Annotated in this window: 25 protein-coding genes; 16 read left to right on the forward strand and 9 right to left on the reverse strand. The window is 75.0% G+C overall.

The window, feature by feature from the left end:
- Positions 1-70 precede the first annotated feature (70 nt).
- Positions 71-757 (reverse strand): maleylpyruvate isomerase family mycothiol-dependent enzyme, encoded by a 687-nt coding sequence (locus tag BJ983_RS11520; protein WP_179793917.1) that lies wholly within the window; start codon positions 755-757, stop codon positions 71-73.
- Between the two features lie 128 nt (positions 758-885).
- Between BJ983_RS11520 and BJ983_RS11525 the strand changes: the two genes are divergently transcribed.
- From BJ983_RS11525 to BJ983_RS32260, 5 genes are all read left to right on the forward strand, one after another.
- Positions 886-2,475: an HNH endonuclease signature motif containing protein gene (locus tag BJ983_RS11525; protein WP_179793918.1), complete on the forward strand. Its 1,590-nt coding sequence runs from the start codon at positions 886-888 to the stop codon at positions 2,473-2,475.
- A 77-nt stretch (positions 2,476-2,552) separates the two neighbouring features.
- A complete protein-coding gene (locus BJ983_RS11530; RefSeq protein ID WP_179793919.1) occupies positions 2,553-3,542 on the forward strand; it encodes an ABC transporter substrate-binding protein in 990 nt (329 codons plus the stop codon).
- A 50-nt stretch (positions 3,543-3,592) separates the two neighbouring features.
- Positions 3,593-4,630: a FecCD family ABC transporter permease gene (locus BJ983_RS11535; RefSeq protein WP_343054035.1), complete on the forward strand. Its 1,038-nt coding sequence runs from the start codon at positions 3,593-3,595 to the stop codon at positions 4,628-4,630.
- Positions 4,627-5,700 carry an iron chelate uptake ABC transporter family permease subunit gene (locus tag BJ983_RS11540; protein ID WP_179793920.1) on the forward strand — a complete coding sequence of 358 codons (1,074 nt, stop codon included), beginning with the start codon at positions 4,627-4,629 and terminating at the stop codon, positions 5,698-5,700. The genes BJ983_RS11535 and BJ983_RS11540 overlap by 4 nt, the downstream gene beginning before the upstream one ends.
- Positions 5,697-7,097: an MSMEG_1061 family FMN-dependent PPOX-type flavoprotein gene (locus BJ983_RS32260; RefSeq protein WP_179793921.1), complete on the forward strand. Its 1,401-nt coding sequence runs from the start codon at positions 5,697-5,699 to the stop codon at positions 7,095-7,097. Before BJ983_RS11540 ends, BJ983_RS32260 begins: the two co-directional genes overlap by 4 nt.
- Positions 7,098-7,104: 7 nt before the next feature.
- Here BJ983_RS32260 and BJ983_RS11550 read toward each other — a convergent pair whose 3' ends face one another.
- The 4 genes from BJ983_RS11550 to dut all read right to left on the reverse strand — a co-directional run bounded on the left by BJ983_RS11550 (position 7,105) and on the right by dut (position 9,705).
- A complete protein-coding gene (locus BJ983_RS11550; RefSeq protein ID WP_179793922.1) occupies positions 7,105-7,785 on the reverse strand; it encodes a DUF3159 domain-containing protein in 681 nt (226 codons plus the stop codon).
- Between the two features lie 152 nt (positions 7,786-7,937).
- Positions 7,938-8,315 (reverse strand): OB-fold nucleic acid binding domain-containing protein, encoded by a 378-nt coding sequence (locus BJ983_RS11555; protein ID WP_179793923.1) that lies wholly within the window; start codon positions 8,313-8,315, stop codon positions 7,938-7,940.
- A gap of 75 nt (positions 8,316-8,390) precedes the next feature.
- Positions 8,391-9,122: a DUF3710 domain-containing protein gene (locus tag BJ983_RS11560; protein ID WP_179793924.1), complete on the reverse strand. Its 732-nt coding sequence runs from the start codon at positions 9,120-9,122 to the stop codon at positions 8,391-8,393.
- A gap of 133 nt (positions 9,123-9,255) precedes the next feature.
- Positions 9,256-9,705, reverse strand: coding sequence for a dUTP diphosphatase (dut, locus tag BJ983_RS11565; RefSeq protein ID WP_179793925.1), 450 nt, complete (start codon positions 9,703-9,705; stop codon positions 9,256-9,258).
- A 72-nt stretch (positions 9,706-9,777) separates the two neighbouring features.
- On the opposite strand from dut, the gene BJ983_RS11570 reads away from it, so the two are divergent.
- Positions 9,778-10,260: a DUF3093 family protein gene (locus BJ983_RS11570; RefSeq protein ID WP_179793926.1), complete on the forward strand. Its 483-nt coding sequence runs from the start codon at positions 9,778-9,780 to the stop codon at positions 10,258-10,260.
- A gap of 74 nt (positions 10,261-10,334) precedes the next feature.
- Here the strand turns inward: BJ983_RS11570 and BJ983_RS11575 are convergent, their stop codons facing one another.
- On the reverse strand, positions 10,335-10,637 hold the full coding sequence (locus BJ983_RS11575; protein ID WP_179793927.1) for a DUF4193 domain-containing protein: 303 nt from the start codon (positions 10,635-10,637) through the stop codon (positions 10,335-10,337).
- A 279-nt stretch (positions 10,638-10,916) separates the two neighbouring features.
- Here BJ983_RS11575 and cei point away from each other — a divergent pair, with 279 nt between their 5' ends.
- Positions 10,917-11,552 (forward strand): envelope integrity protein Cei, encoded by a 636-nt coding sequence (gene cei / locus BJ983_RS11580; protein ID WP_179793928.1) that lies wholly within the window; start codon positions 10,917-10,919, stop codon positions 11,550-11,552.
- A gap of 28 nt (positions 11,553-11,580) precedes the next feature.
- Here the strand turns inward: cei and BJ983_RS11585 are convergent, their stop codons facing one another.
- Positions 11,581-12,432: an inositol monophosphatase family protein gene (locus BJ983_RS11585; protein WP_343054036.1), complete on the reverse strand. Its 852-nt coding sequence runs from the start codon at positions 12,430-12,432 to the stop codon at positions 11,581-11,583.
- Positions 12,433-12,498: 66 nt separating this feature from the next.
- Here BJ983_RS11585 and ppgK point away from each other — a divergent pair, with 66 nt between their 5' ends.
- The 8 genes from ppgK to BJ983_RS11625 all read left to right on the forward strand — a co-directional run bounded on the left by ppgK (position 12,499) and on the right by BJ983_RS11625 (position 18,233).
- Positions 12,499-13,245, forward strand: a complete 747-nt coding sequence (ppgK, locus tag BJ983_RS11590; protein ID WP_179797691.1) for a polyphosphate--glucose phosphotransferase — start codon at positions 12,499-12,501, stop codon at positions 13,243-13,245.
- Between the two features lie 235 nt (positions 13,246-13,480).
- Positions 13,481-14,851, forward strand: coding sequence for an RNA polymerase sigma factor (locus tag BJ983_RS30785; protein ID WP_179793930.1), 1,371 nt, complete (start codon positions 13,481-13,483; stop codon positions 14,849-14,851).
- An 89-nt stretch (positions 14,852-14,940) separates the two neighbouring features.
- Positions 14,941-15,858, forward strand: coding sequence for an EamA family transporter (locus tag BJ983_RS11600; RefSeq protein WP_179793931.1), 918 nt, complete (start codon positions 14,941-14,943; stop codon positions 15,856-15,858).
- A gap of 10 nt (positions 15,859-15,868) precedes the next feature.
- Positions 15,869-16,075 (forward strand): hypothetical protein, encoded by a 207-nt coding sequence (locus BJ983_RS11605; protein ID WP_179793932.1) that lies wholly within the window; start codon positions 15,869-15,871, stop codon positions 16,073-16,075.
- Positions 16,072-16,485: a hotdog domain-containing protein gene (locus tag BJ983_RS32265; protein WP_179793933.1), complete on the forward strand. Its 414-nt coding sequence runs from the start codon at positions 16,072-16,074 to the stop codon at positions 16,483-16,485. The genes BJ983_RS11605 and BJ983_RS32265 overlap by 4 nt, the downstream gene beginning before the upstream one ends.
- Before the next feature lie 34 nt (positions 16,486-16,519).
- Positions 16,520-16,810, forward strand: coding sequence for a hypothetical protein (locus BJ983_RS11615; RefSeq protein WP_179793934.1), 291 nt, complete (start codon positions 16,520-16,522; stop codon positions 16,808-16,810).
- Positions 16,811-16,862: 52 nt separating this feature from the next.
- Positions 16,863-17,408, forward strand: coding sequence for a Uma2 family endonuclease (locus BJ983_RS11620; RefSeq protein ID WP_179793935.1), 546 nt, complete (start codon positions 16,863-16,865; stop codon positions 17,406-17,408).
- A gap of 51 nt (positions 17,409-17,459) precedes the next feature.
- Complete coding sequence (locus BJ983_RS11625) at positions 17,460-18,233, forward strand: inositol monophosphatase family protein (protein ID WP_218890233.1); 774 nt, start codon at positions 17,460-17,462, stop codon at positions 18,231-18,233.
- Here the strand turns inward: BJ983_RS11625 and BJ983_RS11630 are convergent.
- The gene (locus BJ983_RS11630; protein ID WP_179793936.1) at positions 18,178-18,780 is read right to left on the reverse strand and encodes a hypothetical protein; all 603 of its coding nucleotides are present in this window, start codon (positions 18,778-18,780) and stop codon (positions 18,178-18,180) included. The two genes, BJ983_RS11625 and BJ983_RS11630, sit on opposite strands and share 56 nt — an antisense overlap.
- A gap of 54 nt (positions 18,781-18,834) precedes the next feature.
- Between BJ983_RS11630 and BJ983_RS11635 the strand changes: the two genes are divergently transcribed.
- Positions 18,835-19,773 (forward strand): aldo/keto reductase, encoded by a 939-nt coding sequence (locus BJ983_RS11635; protein WP_179793937.1) that lies wholly within the window; start codon positions 18,835-18,837, stop codon positions 19,771-19,773.
- Here the strand turns inward: BJ983_RS11635 and BJ983_RS11640 are convergent.
- Positions 19,736-20,755 (reverse strand): endonuclease/exonuclease/phosphatase family protein, encoded by a 1,020-nt coding sequence (locus tag BJ983_RS11640; protein WP_179793938.1) that lies wholly within the window; start codon positions 20,753-20,755, stop codon positions 19,736-19,738. The genes BJ983_RS11635 and BJ983_RS11640 overlap by 38 nt on opposite strands.
- Positions 20,756-20,793 lie beyond the last annotated feature (38 nt).

The raw sequence follows: 20,793 nt of genomic DNA on the forward strand, positions 1-20,793 counted from the left end.
CGCGGGGGCGCCGACCACCCGCTCGCCGGTCGGCTCCGGCCGATGCACGACGTCCACCCTGGCGGGCTCCTCAGATGTGCGGCCAGGTCCGGAGGACGGCGGGATCGCCGCCGACGTGCAGGGAGAGCGGGTCGCGCCGGTGCCAGAGGGCCAGGACGACGTCCGACGCGGTCCCGCGGACGACGGTCTCCGCACCGGGACGCGGGAGGTCGTGCCGCAGCGTCTCGTCGAGGTCGGTGAGCTCCAGGACCATCGTCCCGTCCTTCGGCGGGATGCGTCCGTAGGTGACGGCGGTCGCGACGAACGCCTCGAAGAACTCCTCGATGCCGTCGCGGGCGAGGTCGGCGGGGACCGGGGCGGGCTCATCCTCGGCGGTGGTCGCGGCGTCCCAGCGGTGGATCGCGAACTCGTGGGCCGCCCGCCGGTACCAGTAGGCGGCGTCGTCCGGGCGGACGCTCCAGTTCACGACGGGCGTGGCGGGGTCGGTCGTGGCGAGGAGCTGCAGGAGGGCGGCCAGGTCGTCGTCCCAGGAGGTCAGGGCCTCGTCGCGCCGGACGTCGAGGGCGGGCTCGCGCGCGTCGCGGCCGCCGGCGAACAACTCGGCCAGGGTGCGGCAGAACCCGGACGCGTGGGCGAGCAGCTCGGCCCCCGTCCAGTCCGGGCAGCTGCGGACGACCGCCTCGGGCCGCTCCCGACAGAGCCGGCCCAGCTCGCGCCCGTCGGCCTCGACCGCCTCGGTCCACCGCTGCGTATCCACGGGGAGAGTGTGCCCGGTCGTGGGGCCGGGTTGCTCCGATCGTCAGGACGGAGGATGGCGAACGCTGATCGAACATGCGTTCGAACAGCGGATGTTCCCGCAGGTCAGCGGACCCTAGACTGATCGACATGAGCATCAGCGCCGCCGACCAGGCGGTGATCGACCGGGCCCGCCAGGCCATGACGGCCGCCCGCCTCGCCGAGCACGCCCTGCTCACCGCGATCGGCGAAGTGGCTGAGACCGCCGCCTGGACCGCCACGGGACACCGCGACCTCGGCCGCTTCCTCGAAGAACTCTGGCGCCTCGACCACGCCCACGCCGCCCACCTGCTCCGCCACGCCGAACAGACCCTGCCCATGGTCGCGCTCTCCGGCCAGGACCTCCCCCCACGGCTCCCAGCGTCCGCCCGCGCCGCCGCCGACGGCGCCATCGGCGAGGAACACCTCCGCGTCCTGGTACGGACCATGGACCGCATCCGCGCGATCGCCGACATCGAACCCGAACAGGTCACCGCCGCCGAGGACCTCCTCGCGCAGACCGCCCGACAGCTCTCCCCGCGCGGCCTCGAACGCGTCGCCGCCCGCCTGCTCGCCACCCTCGACCCCGACGGCGCCGCCCCCGGCGAACCCGACGAACCCGACGACGAATGGCTGCTCGTCCACCGCCGCGACGGCACCCTCGCCTTCACCGGCCACATCCACAGCGCCGCCGACGTCGAACTGCTCCTCGAAACCCTCGACGCCCTCTCTGGACCCGCCGGCCCCGACGACACCCGCCCCCTCGGCGCCCGCCGCGCCGAAGCCCTGCTCGACCTCTGCGCCGCCGCCCACACCCCCACCGGACTCATCGACCCCCACCACCCCGAACCCCGGGCCGAGGCGACCGGCGAGAGCGGAGGATCCGACGAGGACACCGACGAGGACACCGACCCGGACACCGACCTGGACACCGACCTGGACACCGACCCGTGGCCGACCGGCCCCGCGGACTTCCGCGACCCCGACGGCGAGGACTCCGACCTCGACCGCCGCCACGGCCGACTCCACCTCGTCCCCGACGACCCCGACGACACCGACGACACCGACGACACCGACGACACCGACGAGCCCGACCTCATGGGCGACGAGCCCCACCCCATGGGCGGCGAGCCGCGCGCGGCACCGCCCGTGACCCCGCCGCCCGCACCCTCCCGACCCGGCGCCCACCGAGCCGCGCGGCTACCCATCCCCGCCCGCGCCCAGATCGCGGTCACCATCCCCCTGGACTGGTTGCGCGACCAGGTCGGCCACGCCGAATTCGACACCGGACGGGCGCTGGACCCCGCCACCGCGCGGCGCCTCGCCTGCGACGCCCAAATCCTCCCCGTCGTCCTGGGCACCCGCAGCGAACCCCTCGAACTCGGCCGCGCCACCTACGCCGTCACCGAAGCCCTCCGCCGCCTGCTGACCCTGCGCGACCGCGGCTGCGCCCACCCCGGCTGCACCCGCCGACCCCGCCGCTGCCACGCCCACCACATCCGGCACTGGATCGACGGCGGCCCCACCGACCCCGACAACCTCGTCCTGCTCTGCCGCTACCACCACCACCTCATCCACCACGGCGGCTGGGACATCCACATGATCAACGGCCGCCCCTGGTTCCTCCCCCCACCCTGGACCGACCCCCAACGACAACCCATCCCCGGCAACGGCAACCCACCCGGCACCGTCGCCGCGTGATCCACGCCCGGATGGTCCACCTCGAGGTGGAGGAGTTAGGTTAGGCGAGCCTCAGTCGCCTGCCCGAAAGGTCCGTGGTGCGTAGATCGCTCGTCGCCGTCGTCGCCGTGCTCGTCGCCCTCCTCGCCGGCTGTTCCGGCGGGGAGCAGCCGGCCGGCGCCCCTGGCGCTCCGGCCGGGGACGGGACCTTCCCCGTCACCGTGCCGACCGCCTTCGGCGACGTGACCGTCCCGCAGGCACCGCAGCGGGTGGTCGCCCTCGGCTGGAGCGACGCCGAGACCGCCCTGGCGCTCGGCGTCCAGCCTGTCGGCGCGTCGGACTGGCTCGCCGTCGGCGGCGACGGCCTCGGCCCGTGGGTGACCCAGCGCTACACGACGCCGCCGCAGAAGCTCGGCACGCTGGAGGTCGACCTCGAGCAGGTCGCCGCCCTGCAGCCCGACCTCATCCTCGACACCCGCGCGTCGGGCACCCGGGAGCGGCACGACCAGCTCGCCCAGCTCGGGGTTCCCGTCGTCGGGATCCCGGCCGGCGGCGAGAACTACCTGACGCCGTGGCGCGACCAGCTCCGGATGGTCGGCGCGGCGCTCGGGAAGTCCCAGGAGGCCGCCCGCCTGCAGTCCGAGCTGGAGAACCGCTTCGCGCAGGCCCGGCAGCAGAATCCGGCCCTGAACGGCGCGACCGTCGTCTCCGGCGCCAAGAACACGCTCGGCGAGTACGCGGCGTACGTCGGCCGGACCGGCCGTGTCGAGTTCCTGCGGGAGCTCGGGCTCGTGAACTCCCCGGCGGTCGAGGCCGTCCCGACGGAGAACTTCTCGGTGCCCGTCAGCCGCGAGCGGATGAACCTGCTCGACGCCCGCGTGACGATCATGCAGGCGATCAGCGGCAACGCCGCCGACATCACGGGCGACCCGCTCTGGGGCACCGTGCCGTCCGTCGCCGCGGGCCGCGGGATCGTGCTCGACGACCAGGCACTGTCGAACGCGTTCGCCAGCTCCTCGGTGCCGGGCCAGCTCTACGCCCTGGACCGCATGGTCGCGCCGATCGCCGCGGCGGTCGCCAAGCCGTGAACCGAGCCGTGAGGACCCAGCCGTGAGGACCGAGCCGTGAAGACCCGGCCGTGACCGCCGTCGCCACCGTGCCCGAGCCGCCCCGCACCCGGCGCGGCGCGGGCACGGCGACGACGCTGCTCACGGCGGCCGCCCTGCTCGTCGCCGTCGTCGCGAGCCTCGCCGTCGGGCCCCGGGCCCTGCCGCCGTCGGTGGTGCTCGACGCGCTCACCGCGTTCGACCCGACGAACGCCGACCACCTGGTCGTCACCGAGGTCCGCCTCCCCCGCACCCTGATCGGGCTGCTCGCCGGGCTGGCCCTCGGTCCGGCCGGGGTCCTCGCGCAGGGGCTCACCCGCAATCCGATCGCCGAGCCCGGCATCCTCGGGCTCAACACCGGCGCCGCACTGGCCGTGGTGCTCGCGATCGGGGTGCTCGGCATCCGCTCGCTCACCGCCTACGTCTGGTTCGGCTTCCTGGGCGCCGGGCTCGCGGCGGTGGTCGTCGCCGGGGTCGCCGGGATCGGCGGGCGGTCGGCCAGCTCCCCCGCCACCCTCGCGCTCGCCGGCGCCGCCCTGACCGCGGGCCTCGGCTCCGTCACCACCGCCGTCCTGCTCACCGACCCGGACGCCTTCGAGGACTACCGCTTCTGGCAGGTCGGCTCGCTCGCCGGTCGCGACCTCGGGATCGCCGGACAGGCCGCACCCTTCGTCCTCGCGGGCCTCGCCCTCGCGCTGCTGTGCGGCCCGACGCTCAACGCCCTGGCCCTCGGCGACGACGTCGCCCGGTCCTTCGGCCGGCACGTCGGCCGGGACCGCGCGGTCTGCGGGCTCGCCCTCGTCGTGCTCGCGGGCGCCGCCACCGCCGTGGCCGGACCCATCGCCTTCGTCGGGCTGACCGTCCCGCACCTCGTGCGCGCGCTCGCCGGCCCCGACCACCGCAGGCTCCTCCCCCTGGCCGCCCTCGCGGCGCCGACCCTGCTGCTGGTCGCCGACGTCGTCGGCCGCGTGGTCGCGTCCCCCCGTGAGGTGCAGGTGGGCATCGTGACCGCCGTGATCGGGGCCCCGGTCTTCATCTGGTTCGTGCGACGGAAGCGCTTCGTCCGGTGACGGGGACGGAGCGCACCGGAGCTCGACCCGACGGGGCCGCGGCCCTGCAGGAGGCCCGGGCCCGGTCCCGACGACGGGTCGGGGTGGCCGGGGCGGTCCTCGCCGCCGCCGTGGTGGTCGCGTTCCTGGCGACCATCTCGCTCGGCGACTACCCGATCGCCCCGGGCGAGCTGCTGCCGTCGCTGGTCGGGAGCGGACCGGCCCGCGTCGAGTTCGTGGTCACCCGGCTCCGGCTGCCCCGTGCCCTGGCCGGGCTCGCCGTGGGCGCCGCCCTCGGCCTCGCGGGCGCGCTCTTCCAGCGGCTGCTCCGCAACCCCCTCGCCAGCCCGGACGTGATCGGCGTCGGGGCGGGCGCGAGCGCGGCCGCGGTCACGGCGTTCACCGTGTTCGGGCTGTCCGGGGCCGGGGTGTCCGCGGCCGCCGTGCTCGGGGCCGCCGGCACCGCCACCGCGATCGTGCTCCTCGCCCGCCGCGGGCGGGCCGGGGGCAGCGGCCTGCACGGCGTGCGGTTCGTGCTGATTGGGGTGGGCCTCGGCTCCGCCCTGCTCGCGGTCGTGTCCTGGCTCATGACGACGGCGTCGCTGACCACCGCCCAGCAGACCCTGCTCTGGCTCACCGGCAGCCTGAACAACGTCACGTGGGCGGCGACGACCCCGCTCCTCGTGGCCGTCGCGGTCCTCCTCCCGGCGGCGTTCGTGGCCGCCCGGGCCCTGCCCCGGCTCGAACTGGGCGACGAGACGGCAGCGGCGCTGGGCCTGCCGGTGGAGCGCGCCCGCCTCGCGCTGCTCGCGGTCGGCGTACTCCTGGTGGCCGCAGCGGTCGCCGTCGCGGGGCCGGTGTCGTTCGTCGCGCTGGTCGCCGGGCCGGTGGCCGCCCGCCTCGCGGGTCCCGGTCGGTCGTCGCTGCCGCACGCCGCCCTCGTCGGCGCCCTGCTCCTGCTGGCCGCCGACCTCGTCGCCCGCCACCTGATCGGCGACGTCCCCCTCCCGGTCGGCGTCGTCACCGGCGTCGTCGGCGCGCCCTACCTGTTGTGGCTGCTGGCCCGGTCACGGACCCGAGGAGCGACATGAGCCTGAGCGCGGAGCGCCTCACCCTGCGCTACGACGACCGCGTCGTGGTCGACGGGCTGTCCGTGCGCCTGCCGCCCGGTCGGATCACCGCGATCGTCGGCCCCAACGCCTGCGGCAAGTCGACGCTGCTGCGCGGGCTCGGCCGGCTGATCGCGCCCGCGGCGGGCCGGGTCCTGCTCGACGGGACCGACGTGCGCGAGCTGCCCGCCCGGGAGCTGGCCCGCCGGCTCGGGCTGCTGCCGCAGTCACCGGTCGCCCCCGAGGGCATCACGGTCGCCGACCTCGTCGAACGCGGCCGCTCGCCCCACCAGGGCTGGTTCCGGGGGCGCTCCGCCGCCGACGACGCGGCGGTCGCCCGGGCCATGACGGCCACGGGGGTCGCCGACCTCGCCGGCCGTCCCGTCGACGAGCTGTCCGGCGGCCAGCGCCAGCGGGTGTGGATCGCGATGGTGCTCGCCCAGGACACCCCGACGCTGCTGCTCGACGAGCCGACGACCTACCTGGACATGGCACACGCGGTCGAGGTCCTCGACCTGCTCGTCGACCGCAACCTCGGCGAGTCCACGACGGTGGCCGTGGTGCTGCACGACCTCGACCTCGCCGCCCGCTACGCCGACCACCTGATCGCGATGCGGGACGGGGCGGTCGTCGCGGAGGGCACGCCCGCCGAGGTCGTCACCGAAGCGATCGTCGAGCAGGTCTTCGGCATCCCGGCGCGGGTCGTCCCCGACCCGGTCTCCGGCACCCCGCTCGTCGTCCCGATCGGCCGGCACCGGGTCACCCCGCCGACGCCCGTGCCGGAGGCCGTCGACGACGCCGACGCCCTTCCCGACGACCGGTGCGGCTTCACCTCCGAGGCCGACCTGCGGGCCGTGGTGGACGACCCGCACCCGCTCGCCGTCACGAAGGTCGGCGACCACGTCGACCCCACCGCCGCCGCGTTCGTCGCTGCGGCGCCGCTCGTGGTGCTCGCCTCGGGCCGGGCCGACGGCGGGCTGGACGTCTCGCCGCGCGGCGACCCGGCGGGCTTCGTCCGCGTGCTCGACGACGGGCGGCGGCTGGTCCTGCCGGAGCGTCCCGGGAACCGACGCATCGACACCCTGCGCAACGTCGTGGAGCGGCCCGGCACGGGCCTGCTGTTCCTGGTCCCCGGGGTCACCCACGTGCTGCGGGTCTCCGGTCGGGCCCGGGTGGTGGACGACCCGGCCGTGCTCGCGCTGTGGGAGGACCCACCGCCGCTGGCGCTCGTCGTCGAGGTGACCGACTGCTTCGTGCACTGCTCACGAGCCCTGACCCGCTCCGAGGTGTGGACCCGCACGGAGCCGGTGGCCGACGTCCCGGGGATCAAGGCCCTCGCCGAGGCCGTGTGGTCGGCGCGGGAGCAGGAGCAGGCCTGACCCGCGGTCAGGCGGGGGCGGCGTCCTGGGTCGCGGCCTCGGCCTTCGCCGCCTCGGTGGCCCGGCGGATCGCCCACACGGTCACGGCGGCGGCCAGCAGCGCGAGCGGCACCCCCATCGCGAGGCGCACCCAGCCGAGCCAGGTGTCGGCGTAGGCCGAGTCGTAGAGCCAGCGCTGCACCGCGAACCGCGCCCCGAACACGACCACCCAGGCGAGCGTCGCGAGGTCGTAGGCCCGCAGCAGGGACGGCGACCGGCGCCAGCCCTGACCGTCGCCGTTGACCAGGTGCCACAGCACCCCGACCAGCGGGCGGCGGACCAGTACCGACACCAGGAACACCCCGCCGTAGACGAGGCTCGTCCAGATCCCGAGCAGGAAGAAGCCCTTGGCCTCCCCCGTGCGCCAGGCGATCACGGCGCAGACGGCGACGCCGAAGAGCCCGGACAGCGCGGGTTGGACCTTCTCCCCGCGGACCAGCCGCCAGATCGCGACGGCCACGGCCGAGGCGACGGCCGCGACGATGGAGGCGACGAGGTTCTTGAACACGGCCTGGACCAGCACGAACACCACCACGGGCACCGCCGAGGTGATCACCCCGGCGACCCCGCCCATCTGCTCGAGCAGGGTGGGGCTGCGCTCCTCGGCGGCCTCCTCCGGCGCCTCGGGGGCCTCGGGCGCCGGCGGCACCGGTCCACCCGGCCCGACGACGGGCGCGGTCGGGGCGTCCGGCCGGACCGGGGCGAAGGCGACGGTGGGCGGCTCGGCGGGACCGGGAGGGCTCGCCGGTCGGCCGGTCGGGCGTCCGGCGGAGTGTCGGGGGGTGATGGCGGGTGCTCCTGTCAGGGGGCTCGCTGCAGCTCGTAGTACGGGTTGTAGATGACCTTGCGACCGTCCCGGACGGCGACCCGGCCGCTCGCGCGCAGCGTGCGACCCGGCTCGATGCCGGGGATGCGGCGTCGGCCCATCCACACCAGCGTGACACCGTCGGTCCCGTCGAAGAGCTCGGCCTCCAACGTGGCGACCGAGTCCCGCGGGCAGATCTCCACCGACCGCAGACGACCCTTCACGGTGATCGCCTCGCCCGTCCCGGAGCACTCACTGGCCTTCTGGCACCCGGAGCGCTCGACCTCGGCGGAGAGGTCCGCCGCGTCCAGATCGGACACGTCGGAGGTGAGCTTCTTGACCATCCGCGACATGAACCCGGGGCTCTTGCCCATCCGGCTGCTCCTCGCTGCAGGCACCCGCGGGTGCCACCCGGGCCCGGCCTTGGACCCGTCGTCAGGATAACGCGATCAGGAACGCCCGGGCGACGTCCCGGAATCCGCCTTCTGCGGCAGCATCATGGGGATCACAGGGCCGTCCTGGCCCGCGATCTGGCGCGGCCGGGTGGGCAGCGTCTGGTAGAGCGTCTCGCGGAAGGGCTCCGGCACGTCGTCCGGCACCTCGAGGGGCAGCAGCGAGCGCACGGGCAGCGGATCGGGCGAGCGGACCACCACGGTGCCGCGGACCATGTCGCGCAGCATGGTGTGCAGGGTCAGGGCGTGCTGGGCCGGGCCGGTGCCGACCCCGCGGAGCAGCCAGCGCGGTCCCTCGACCGCCACCACGCGCGCCACGACGTCGCCGTTGCGCGCCACGAGCTCGCGCCCCCACTCGCCCCGGTCGCGCCGGATGGTGGCGCCCTCGTTGTGCAGCTGGGCGCCGAGTTCCTCCACGAGCTCGGCCCAGAGCCCGCCCGTGCGCGGTGCGGCGAAGGCACTCACCGTGAGGCGGCCCTCGGGGACCATGACGTGGACCGCACGCAGCGGGCCCGACGGGTCGGGCTCCGCGATCAGCGTCGCGTCCGGGGGCACCGGGAGCTGGACCGACCCGAGGTCGAGGCGCAGTCGCCCGTCGCGCGGGGCGTTCTCGCCGTCCCACGGACCGTGGTGCTGGTGGTGTCGGCGGCCCGCGGGCTCGCCGGGGCCGGGCACCTGGGCGATGCGGCCCTTGCGGTGCCGTCCGCGCGCCGGCTCGGTCGCGACCACTGCCCTCAGAGCTCCCTCGTCCGCGACCGCGGTGTGCGGCCGTCCCGGTCCTGCGTCGAACTGTCCATCGGCGGTGTCCGCCCCGTACTCAATACCCTGCCCGTGACCAACTCGTGATGTAAACGGTCCCAGGTCACCCGAGGTCTTCACCCGACCCGGTCGATCCGAACCCGTTCGCCCCGCGCAGGGACCCCGGGAGTTCGTCCACGACCCGGACGACGGGCAGCTCCACCCGCTGGACCAGCAGCTGGGCCACGCGATCGCCCCGGTGCAGCTCGACGGCCCGGTGCGGGTCGTGGTTCACCAGACACACCCGGATCTCCCCGCGGTACCCCGCGTCGATCACCCCGGGGGCGTTGACCAGGCCGATCCCGTCGCGCGCCGCGAGCCCGGAGCGGGGGCAGACGAGGCCGACGTGGCCCGGCGGCAGCGCGATCGCCACCCCGGTCCCCACCAGGGCCCGCTCCCCCGGGGCGAGCCGGACGTCGGTGGTGGTGCGCAGGTCGAGCCCCGCGTCGTCCGGGTGCGCACGACCGGGCGGCGGCAGCCCCGGATCGAGACGGACGAGGTCGAGCTCGGACACGGCAGGTCAGGATAGTCCGGGACGGCGGGCACTCCGGGGCAGGCCTCCCCGCCGTCGTCCTACCCTGGAGCCGTGACCCGAGCTCCCGCCCCGAGCGCGTCCCCGGCCGGCCTGGAACGTCTGCGGCTGCCCTGGTGGGCGTGGCCGCCGTCGCTGCTCGTCGCCGGGCTGCTCGCCGCCGAGGTGCACATGGGGTTCCCCGGCGTGCGGTCCTGGCTGCCGTACGTGCTCCTGCTGCCGCTCGCGGTGCTGATCCTCTCCCGCATCGGGCGGACCCGGGTCGGGGTCGCGGAGGGCGCCGACGGCGAGCGCGAGGTCTGGGCCGGGCCGGCCCACCTGCCCGTGCGCTTCGTGGGGCGCGCCGACGTGGTGCGCGGGGAGAGCAAGCAGCGGGCCCTCGGGCCCCAGCTCGACCCGGCCGCCTTCGTCCTGCACCGGCCGTGGATCGCGAGCGCCGTGCGGCTCGAGGTCGTCGACCCCGACGACCCGACGCCCTACTGGGTCGTGTCGACCCGGCGCCCGGAACGCCTGCTCGCGGAGATCCGGGGCGAGTAGGGGCTCGAGCAACGGGAGCAGGAACGGAAGAGCCCGGCCCGGGGAGTCCCGGACCGGGCGGACGGATCGGTGTGTCAGGCCGCGCAGTCGCGGCAGATGAACGCGTTGCCCCGGGTCTCGGCCAGCCGGCTCCGGTGGTGGACCAGGAAGCAGCTGCCGCAGGTGAACTCGTCGGCCTGCTTCGGCAGCACGCGGACCGTGAGCTCCTCACCGGAGAGGTCCGCTCCCGGGAGCTCGAAGCTCTCGGCCGTGTCGGTCTCGTCGACGTCGACGGCCGCGGACTGCGCCTCGTTCCGCCGGGCCTTCAGCTCCTCGAGCGAGTCCTCCCCGATCTCGTCGGACTCGTTGCGGCGCGGGGCGTCGTAGTCGGTCGCCATATGGTGTGTCCCACCCTCGTCATGCCGTGTTCGATGTGCGCCCGCACAACGCGGGACGAGCACGGTTTGTGCCGGTCGTCTGAGTGACCCGGGTCTCACCGGCGAAGCAGTCGAGAGTCTTTCCGTGCCGCGGGCGGCGGAAGGGTAGCCGACGCGGACGACGGATGCCCACGGGTTCGCTGGTCCGTCCGTGTGGTGTGGGTGACCGTTCGATCGCGCGCGATCGGACCGGAGCGGCGGAGACGTCGACCCGACGACGCGGCGTCTACGCTGCCGGGCGTGGCCGCCTCGTCCTCCCTCCCGCGCGCCGGCGGGTACCGGCGGCGGCACCTGCTGCCGATGGCGCTCCTGGTGATCGTGCTGGCCGTCGCCAGCATCCTCACCTGGGTCGTGGTGTTCGTGAACTCGACGGCGACGTCGGTCACCTCCTGCAACGCCCCGCCCTCCGGCGGCGGCACGGTGGAGGCCCGCACCGCCCTCGACCAGACGGCCGCGGCCGCGCCCTCCGCGGTGGCCGTGCGGGTGCTCAACGGCGCGGGACAGCGCGGCCAGGCCCAGCTCGCCGCGGTGGAGCTGGGTGAACTCGGCATGCCCGAGGCCGCCCAGCCCGACAACGACCCGCTCTACCCCGCCCAGGACCTGAGCTGCGTCGGACAGATCCGCTACGGGCCGGACGGCGCCTCCGCCGCCCGCACCCTCTCCCTCGTGGTGCCGTGCGCGGAGCTGGTGGACGACGGGCGACAGGGCGCGACCGTCGACCTGGCCCTGGGGAGCGACTTCCGCGACATCACCCCGGGGGCGGGCGTGAACGACGCGCTCAAGGCGCTCGCGCGCGGCAACGAGTCGGGGCAGGCGGTCCCCGGGACCGACCCGGCCTCGCTGTCCACCCTGCGCGACGTCGACTGCTCCCAGTAGTCCATCGCAGGAGGAGATCCGGGACCGCTCAGAGCTCCGCCGCGCCCGCGCCCCGCAGCAGGTCGGCCAGCGCCGCCGCGAGCGCGGGACCGGCGGCGAACGTCGCCTCCGGGCCCCACCCGTCGTCGAGACCGGGGCCGTCGGTGGCCGGGCGCCGCACCACCGCGCCGGCCTCCTCGGCGATCAGCGCCCCCGCCGACCAGTCCCACGGCTTGAGGCCGTGCTCGTAGAAGCCGTCGATCCAGCCCGCGGCGACCGAGCACAGGTCCAGCGAGGCACATCCCTGCCGGCGGACGTCGCCGATCGACGACGCGATCCGCCCGAGGAGGGCGGCCTGCCGGGCCCGGCGGGCCGGGTCGTAGGCCAGTCCCGTCCCGACGACGGCGATGTCCACGCGGTCGAGCGCGGACGCCCGCAGCGGTCGGTCGTCGAGGCGCGCGCCGTGTCCCGCCGCGGCGCTCCAGATCCGGCCCGAGACCGGCTCGACCACCGCGCCCGCGACGGCCCGGCCGTCGACCTCGACCCCGAGCGAGACCGAGAACCACGGCAGGCCGTGGGTGTAGTTCACGGTGCCGTCGATCGGGTCGACCACCCAGCGGAGCTGTCCGGGCCGGGGCGCGGTCACCCCGCCCTCCTCCTCGCCGAGCACGGCGTCGTCGGGACGCAGCGCCGCCAGCCGTTCCCGCACGAGGGCCTCGCACTCGCGGTCGCCCGCGGTGACGACGTCGGTGGCCGAGCTCTTGGTCGTCATGTCCGCGACGGAGCGGTCGCCGACGACCCGGTCGCGCACCGCGAGGGCCAGCGCGGCGGTCTCCTGCGCCACCTCGACCGCGATCTTCTCCAGGCCGGTCGCGAGTTCGTGGACGTCCCCGTCGATCACGTCCCCATCCGACCACATCTGGCTAGGCTCGCCCGAAATCGCACGAGGGGACGGGGTGTGAACGGGATGCGACGGCTGGGGATCGACGTCGGCGGCACCGGCGTGAAGGGCAACGTGGTCGACACCGAGACCGGGGAGCTGGTGGCCGACCGCGTCCGGATCGAGACGCCCCACCCCGCCACCCCGGAGGCGGTCGCCGACACCGTGGCGGCGGTGGTCGAGGCCTGCGCCTACGAGGGGCCGGTGGGCATCACCCTGCCCTCGGTGGTCAAGGACGGGATCGCCCACACCGCGGCCAACATCGACCCCACGTGGCCCGGCACGGACGCGGTGACCCTGTTCTCCGAGCGCCTCGGGCGCCGGCCGGTGTTCGTGCTCAACGACGCCGACGCGGCCGGGCTCGCCGAGGTGCGCTTCGGCGCCGGGGCCGGCCGGCGTGGCGTCGTCTGCCTGCTGACCATCGGGACGGGGATCGGGTCGGCGCTCTTCCTCGACGGCCGGCTGCTCCCCTCCACCGAGTTCGGGCACCTGCAGGTCGACGGCCACGACGCGGAGACCCGGGCGTCGGCGTCCGCGCGGGAGCGCGAGGACCTGTCGTGGGCGAAGTGGGCCAAGCGCTTCTCCCGCTACCTGCAGACCCTCGAGGACCTGATCTGGCCGGACCTCTTCGTGCTCGGCGGCGGGGTGAGCAAGAAGCCGGACAAGTGGCTCCCGCTGCTGGAGGCGCGCACCGAGATCGCGGTCGCCCAGCTGCAGAACCAGGCGGGCATCGTCGGCGCGGCGATGGCCGCGGCGGAGGACACGAGCCCCTGACCTGCGAGTTCTCCCCGACGACGGGTGGTCCACCCCGCCACGACGTCGCGGGAGCTGTGAGGTACGGGCGCCGGTCACCCGGCGTCGTTACAATGGTTCTCAGCTTGCGGCGGTTCACCGCCGGAGCCGGAGCCCAAACCGTCCCGGACACCCTGTGTCGAGATCGTTCGCGCCCCGGGTCCGTCGATCGGTGCCCGTCGTCGCCCCAGCAGTCGATCGTCCCGAAAGGTCGTTTGTGGCAGCCGCAGATTCCGCCCGCCGTCGCGCCACCACCGCCACGGCGGAGCAGCCCTCCGGTCCGCTCGGGGTGGTGACCGAGGAGGCCGACGCCACGACCGGCGCCGCTCCGAAGGCGACCCGGGCGCGCGCCGCGACGAAGGCCGCCCCCAAGGGCGCCGCCGCCACGAAGGCCCCGGCCAAGAAGGCCCCCGCGAAGAAGGCCGCGCCCGCCAAGAAGGGCGCGAAGACCGAGGGCGCCGAGGGCGAGACCCCGGAGGGCGAGCTCGAGGACGCCCCCGGCGACGCCGACCTCACCGAGGAGGTCGAGGCCCTCGGGGCCGAGGTCGTCGTCGAGGAGGTCGAGACCGAGGAGCCCACCGAGGAGGACAAGAAGTCCGGCGACTTCGTCTGGGACGAGGAGGAGTCCGAGGCGCTGCGCCAGGCGCGCAAGGACGCCGAGCTCACCGCCTCCGCCGACTCGGTCCGCGCCTACCTCAAGCAGATCGGCAAGGTGGCGCTGCTCAACGCCGAGGAGGAGGTCGAGCTCGCCAAGCGGATCGAGGCCGGCCTCTACGCGGCGGAGCGCCTGCGCAAGGTCGCCGAGACCCAGCAGGAGCTGCAGACGCAGATGCGTCGCGACCTGCGGTGGATCGTCCGCGACGGCGAGCGCGCCAAGTCCCACCTGCTCGAGGCGAACCTCCGCCTCGTCGTCTCGCTGGCCAAGCGCTACACCGGCCGCGGCATGGCGTTCCTGGACCTGATCCAGGAGGGCAACCTCGGTCTGATCCGTGCGGTCGAGAAGTTCGACTACACCAAGGGCTACAAGTTCTCGACCTACGCGACGTGGTGGATCCGCCAGGCCATCACCCGCGCCATGGCCGACCAGGCCCGCACCATCCGCATCCCGGTGCACATGGTGGAGGTCATCAACAAGCTCGGCCGCATACAGCGTGAGCTGCTCCAGGACCTCGGGCGCGAGCCCACTCCTGAAGAGCTGGCCAAGGAAATGGACATCACCCCGGACAAGGTGCTGGAGATCCAGCAGTACGCCCGGGAGCCGATCTCGCTCGACCAGACGATCGGCGACGAGGGCGACTCGCAGCTCGGTGACTTCATCGAGGACTCCGAGGCCGTCGTGGCCGTCGACGCCGTGTCCTTCACCCTGCTGCAGGACCAGCTGCAGTCGGTCCTCGCGACGCTCTCCGAGCGCGAGGCGGGCGTGGTCCGGCTGCGCTTCGGCCTCACCGACGGCCAGCCGCGCACCCTCGACGAGATCGGCCAGGTCTACGGCGTGACGCGCGAGCGCATCCGCCAGATCGAGTCGAAGACGATGTCGAAGCTGCGCCACCCGTCGCGCTCGCAGGTCCTGCGCGACTACCTGGACTAGATCCTTCCCGACGACGGGCCCGGTCACCTCGCGGTGGCCGGGCCCGTCGTCGTTGCGTGGGCGATCGTTCTCGCGTTGGCTGATCTCCCGTGACGTCGTCGCGGTGGACCGTCCCGCTGCTCAGCGCGCTGTTCGTGCTGCTGTGGGCCTCGGGGTTCATCGCGGCGAAGCTCGCCACGCGCACCACCGACGTCCCCACCGTGCTGTTCTGGCGGTTCGTCATCGCCGCCGCCGTGACCGGTGCGGTCGCCGCGTGGCTGCGGCCCGGCCTGCCGCGCGGCCGGGCACTCGGCCACCTGGTGGTCACCGCGCTGCTGCTGCAGGTCGGGGTGTTCTCGGCGGTGTTCACCGGGCTCGCCCGGGGCGTGCCCGCGGGCCTGACCAGCCTCATCGTCGGCCTCGCGCCGCTGCTCGTCGGGCTGCTCACGCCGCTCGTGCTCTCCACCCGCCTCGGCGCGGCGCCGGTGATCGGCCTGATCATCGGTGCAGGCGGGGTCTACATCGTCGTCTCCGGTGACCTGACCGGCGGCGGGCCGGTCGGTCCGGTGCTGCTCCCGGTGCTCGGGATGGCCTTCCTGACGGCGGGCACGCTCTACCAGAAGCGCTTCAACGACGACACGCCCGTCGCCGCCAGCGTGGTCGTCCAGATGGTCACCTCGATGGTGGTCCTCGCGGCGGCGATGCCGTTCCTCGGGCCGCAGTGGCTCCCGACCGGAGCGGGCGGCTGGTTCGCCGTGACGTGGCTCGGCGTCGTGAACTCGGCCGGCACGTTCGCGGTGATGTTCGTGCTCCTGCGCCGCCGCTCCACCGTCCACGTCTCCGCGCTGCTCAACCTCTCCCCGGCTACGACGGCGCTGCTGGCGGTGCCGCTGCTCGCCGAGCCGCTGACCGGCCGAGCCGTGCTCGGCCTCGCCGTCGCCCTCGTCGGGATGTTCGTCGGCCTCGGCACGTGGCCCCGGCGCCGCGGGGCCGACCAGCACGCCGCTGCGCAGCTCCAGGGGCGCTAGCGTGGGAGGCGTGCCGATGGAGGAGCGGGTCCGCCCCGACGAACGCCGCCGCTACGTGTTCCTGCTGTGGTTCAACGTCACGCTGGGCGTCCTCTGGGCCGCCGTCCTGGTGCTGACCGGGGTGTGGTGGTTCGCGGCGCTGCTGGTCGTCTCGGTGGTGCTCGGCAGCCTCTCGGCCTGGGCGCTGAGCGTGCTGAACCGCGAAGGCCTGCGGTGACCGGAGCGTCGACCGCCGAGCGCGCCGCGGCGGCGCTCGCGATCCCGCTGCAGGAGGCCCTCGGGGCTCGGCCGGCCGACCCGGCGGCGCCCACCGCGGGACTGCTCTTCCCGGTCCGCGGCCTCGCCATCAACCCCGGCGGGACGCTGCACGCCGGCGCGCTGGGCGCGATCCTCGAGCTGCAGGGCTTCCTCACGCTGCTGCCCGAGCTCGCCGACGACGAGCACGCCGTCACCCACCACATCTCGACCCAGCTGCTCAGCCCGGGGCAGCGGGACGAGGAGGTGCTGGTGACCGCGATCCTGGAGCGCCGCACCCGGCGGCTCGGGTTCGTCAGCGCCACCGCGACCGTCGGCGAGCGGCTCGTGGCGCGCAGCCAGATCACGAAGTCGGTCATCGCGGTCCGCTGAGCCCGCCCGCGACCGGTCTGTGATGCTCGTCTGCATGACCCAGCACCCCGCCGCCGACGATCTTCCCGGCCCCGATCCCGCCGACGTGCACGAGCGCTCCGTCGCCGTCATCCGCGCCATGGACGCCGGGGACCTGCCGGCCGTCGGCGCCCTGCTCGGCGAGCTCGGGGGCCCCGAGGAGTACGGCGCCCAGGTGATCAGCCTCGCCAGCCTCGCGCGCCTCCTGCTCGACCAGAACCCGCAGACCGTGCCGGAGCGCGACGACGCCCGGGCCGCGATGCTCGACGAGCTCGCCCGGGTGCTGATCGCCGCGGAGACGCCCTGACGCCCGCGGGAACCGTGGGAGCATGGGCGACGTCGGAGGAGGTGAGAGGTCCGTGACGACGGCGCAGCCCTGGCCCGACCACCTGCTCTCGCTCGACGAGTGGGAGGCGCTCGACGAGGAACTGGTCAAGACGGCCGAGCTCGTCGAGGGGGTGCTGGTCGTGTCCCCGAGCCCGGGCCCGCCGCACCAGAACCTCATGTGGCGGCTCTGTGCCGCCCTCGCTCCCCAGGTCGCGCCCGACCACGTCCTCGTGCCGGACATCGACGTCCTCATCGACGCCGGCCCTCCCCCGACGGTCCGCAAGCCCGACGTCGCCGTGGTCCGCGCCGAGGCCTTCCGACGGGGTGGGCGACTCGTCCCCGTCGACCTGCTCGCCGCCGTCGAGATCCTGTCCCCGGGCAGTCGCCGCACCGACCGGGTCGCCAAGCTCGCGGAGTACGCCGAGGGCGGCATCCCGCACTACGGCATCGTCGACCCCGACGGCCCGACGCTGACCGAGTTCGTGCTCGTCGACGGCGCCTACCGGGTCGTCACCGAGCACCGCGGGGTCGCCCCGCTCGGGTTCGGTGCCACGCTCGACCTCGCGGCCCTGCGCTAACTCCCACCCCGCCGTCGCGCCGCCCCTCGGGGCGTGGGCGAAGATCGTGGGGTGAGCGCAGCAGACACCGTGACGCCCGGCAGCCCCGCCTACGCGGAGGACGCCGCGCTCGCCCGGGAGCTCGCCGACGCCACCGGGCGTCTGCTGCTCGACCTCCGCGCGTCCACCCCGACGGGGCGCGACCGCGAGTACGCCGGCGACGAGCAGGCGCACGAGTACCTCACCACCGAACTCGCCCGACGCCGCCCGGACGACGCGGTGCTCTCCGAGGAGGGTTCGCTGGACCCGGCCGACCGGCGGGGCCGGCGCCTCTGGATCGTCGACCCGCTCGACGGCTCCTCCGGCTTCGGGCGCGGCACCGACGAGTGGGGGGTGCACGTCGCGCTCGTCGTCGACGGGCAGCTCGCGGCGGGTGCGGTCGCGATACCGGGCCGCGGCGCGCTCGTCGACTCCGACACGGTGGCGCACATCCCGGACTCCCCCGTCGGCGACGAGCTCGCGGTCACCGTGAGCCGCTCCCGGCCCCCGCACGAGCTGCGCGCGGTCGAGCGGGCCTTCGACGTCCGACTGGTCAAGCGTTCGGCGGCCGGGGTGAAGACGCTCGCGGTGCTCGACGGCGAGGCCGACGTCTACCTGCACTCCGGCGGCCAGTACGAGTGGGACAACGCCGCGCCGATGGCGGTCGCGATGGCCGCGGGTCTGATCGCCACCCGCATCGACGGCTCGCCCGTGCCCTACGGGCAGGACGACCCCTACTCCCCCGACCTGCTCATCGCCCGGCCGAGCGTGCACGCGGCGGTGCTGGCGGTGCTGCGGGGTCACTGAGCGGGACACCGGACGTCGCGTGCCCGGTGACGAGCAGCCGGCGCCAGCGCACGCCGACGAGCTCCTCGAGCACCACCACGACGTCCTCGGCGTCGACCACGCGGTGGGGCGCGCCTCCGGCCTCCTCGCGGTCGGCGTCCCGGTCGGCGTCGGCGTCCACGAGCACGGCGAGGTCACCGTCGCCGAGCGCCGCCAGCGAGGCCGGGTCCACGTCGATGACGATCGCGGCGTCGACGCCCGCGCGCAGCGGCCCGACGTCGTCGCGGCCGATCATCCGCAGGCCACCCTTGGAGCCGGACAGGAACATCAGCTCCGACATCTCCTCCGCCGGCCGGTCCGAGATGACGGCCACGACGGTGCCCGGCAGGGCCAGCAGCACGTTGAGCGCCTCGGACGACTCCGGCAGCGCCCGGTCCTCCCCGAGGTGCGCCAGCGCACCCTCGAAGCCGCAGGCCACCAGGATGTGCGGCGTCTCCCCGAGGACGGCGACGTCGGCGAGCAGGTCCTCCATCCCGACGACGGTGCCACCGGCCCCGACGCGTTCCAAGATCCCACCGGCGTGTGCAGGGTCTGCCCCGCGCGGGCCGGGTAGACCCCCGACATGACCTCTCTTCCTGACGACGGGCTCTGCCTGGGTGGGAACGTCTTCGGCTGGACCGCGGACGAACCGACCTCGCACGCCCTGCTCGACGCCTTCGTCGACGCCGGCGGCCGCATGATCGACACCGCGGACTCCTACATGGCGCGGGCCGAGGGCAACTCCGGCGGCGAGTCCGAGACCGTGATCGGGAACTGGCTGGCGCGCACCGGGCGCCGCGACGACGTGGTCATCGCGACCAAGGTCGGCTCCTGGGAGCAGCGCAAGGGCCTGCGGCCGGAGAACATCCGCGCCGCCTGCGACGACTCGCTGCGCCGCCTGCAGACCGACCACATCGACCTCTACTACGCCCACCGCGACGACCCCGACACCCCGCAGGAGGACTACGTCGCGGCCTTCGACGAGCTGGTCCGCGCCGGGAAGGTCCGCGCCGTCGGCGCCTCCAACTTCGACGCCGACCGCCTGGCCTGCGCCCTCGAGCTCGCCGACAAGCACGACCTCACCCGGTTCTCGGCGGTGCAGCCGCACTACAACCTCGTCGAGCGGGACTACGAGCGGGACCTGGCGCCGCTGGTCGAGCGCGAGGGGCTGGTCTGCTACCCGTACTTCGGTCTGGCGAAGGGCTTCCTGACGGGGAAGTACCGGGCCGGGCAGGACACCGTCGACTCGGGGGCCTCCTCGGGCGCGATGGCGGGCGCCCGTGCCGAGGGCGCCCGCGCCTACCTCGACGACCACGGCGTGGCGGTGCTCGGGGTGCTCGACGAGATCGCCGCGGCGCACGACGTGCCGGTGGCCGCGGTGTCGCTGGCCTGGCTCGCGGCGCAGCCGACCGTCGGGGCGCCGATCGCCTCGGGCCGGACGCTGCAGCAGCTGGGCGAGATCCTGCCCGCGGTGTCGTTGCAGCTCAGCGACGACGAGCTGCGGCGCCTCTCGGACGTCTGAGCCGCGCGAGCAGCGCGCGGTGGTCGCTGCCGGGGACGTCGAGGACCTCGACCGCCTCGACGCCCACGGCGGCGGACACGAGGACGTGGTCGATCGCGACGCCGAGCCGGCGGGGCCGACCCGCCGGCCACGTCCCCACCCGGTCGCGACCCGTCTCGGCGGCGGCCGAGCGGGCGTGCCGCAGGACCGGCTGCAGCGCGTGGTGCTCCAGCGTCGCGTTCAGGTCGCCGACGACCACCGTGGGACGCGGGTCGTCGGCGACGAGTGCCGCGAGACGGGCCAGGTCCCGGCGCCACTCGTGGGTGCGGCGCGGCAGCAGGACCGTGGGGTGCACGGCCAGGACGCGGACCTCCCCGAGGGCGCCGTCGGTGAGCTCGATCCAGCCCGACGACGTGTCCCGGGTGAGCGTCCGCACCGAGACGTCGCCGAGCCCGGGGGCCGCCAGCACGGTGGTGCAGGGGTGGTCGCCCGCCCCGGTGGCCTCGACCTCCGCGCGCCCCGGGGCGGCGGACCACCCGCGGTAGCCGAGATCGTCGATCCGGGTCGCGAGGCGGTGCCGGAACCGGTCGCCCGCCTCGAGCAGCGCCACGACGTCGGGCCGCTCCCGGCGGATCACGGCCGCGAGCGCCTCCGGGTCCGCCCGCCCGATCCACACGTTGGCCGAGAGCACGCACAGCGGCTCGGAGTCCGGGCTGCCGTCGAGGCTGCCGTCCCGGCTCCCGTCGGTGCCCGGCCGGTGCCGCACCGTCGAGACGGCGAGTGCGGCCCCGGCGACGAGCCCGGCCCCGAGCCCGACGTCCCGCCGTGCCCCCGGCCGGGACGCCGCGACCGCGGCGACGCCGGCCGTGCCGAGCGCGAGCCGTCGTCGGAACGCCGTGACGATCGGCCACGGCGGGGTCCGGTCGACCCCGAGGACCTCCGGGAGCAGGACGGCGGTGGCCACGAGCGCGCCCGCCGTCGCGCGCAGTACGGGGTGTCCCACGACGGTCGATGATCGCCCACCGGCCGTCTCGTCGGTGC

The organism is Actinomycetospora corticicola, from assembly GCF_013409505.1.
Lineage (GTDB): Bacteria > Actinomycetota > Actinomycetes > Mycobacteriales > Pseudonocardiaceae > Actinomycetospora > Actinomycetospora corticicola.

Coding starts and splice junctions, on each gene's coding strand:
- BJ983_RS11525 (WP_179793918.1), top strand. CDS start 886: ATGAGCATCAGCGCCGCCGACCAGGCGGTGATCGACCGGGCCCGCCAG.
- BJ983_RS32260 (WP_179793921.1), top strand. CDS start 5,697: ATGAGCCTGAGCGCGGAGCGCCTCACCCTGCGCTACGACGACCGCGTC.
- BJ983_RS11555 (WP_179793923.1), bottom strand. CDS start 8,315: ATGGGCAAGAGCCCCGGGTTCATGTCGCGGATGGTCAAGAAGCTCACC.
- BJ983_RS11575 (WP_179793927.1), bottom strand. CDS start 10,637: ATGGCGACCGACTACGACGCCCCGCGCCGCAACGAGTCCGACGAGATC.
- ppgK (WP_179797691.1), top strand. CDS start 12,499: ATGCGACGGCTGGGGATCGACGTCGGCGGCACCGGCGTGAAGGGCAAC.
- BJ983_RS11615 (WP_179793934.1), top strand. CDS start 16,520: ATGACCCAGCACCCCGCCGCCGACGATCTTCCCGGCCCCGATCCCGCC.
- BJ983_RS11635 (WP_179793937.1), top strand. CDS start 18,835: ATGACCTCTCTTCCTGACGACGGGCTCTGCCTGGGTGGGAACGTCTTC.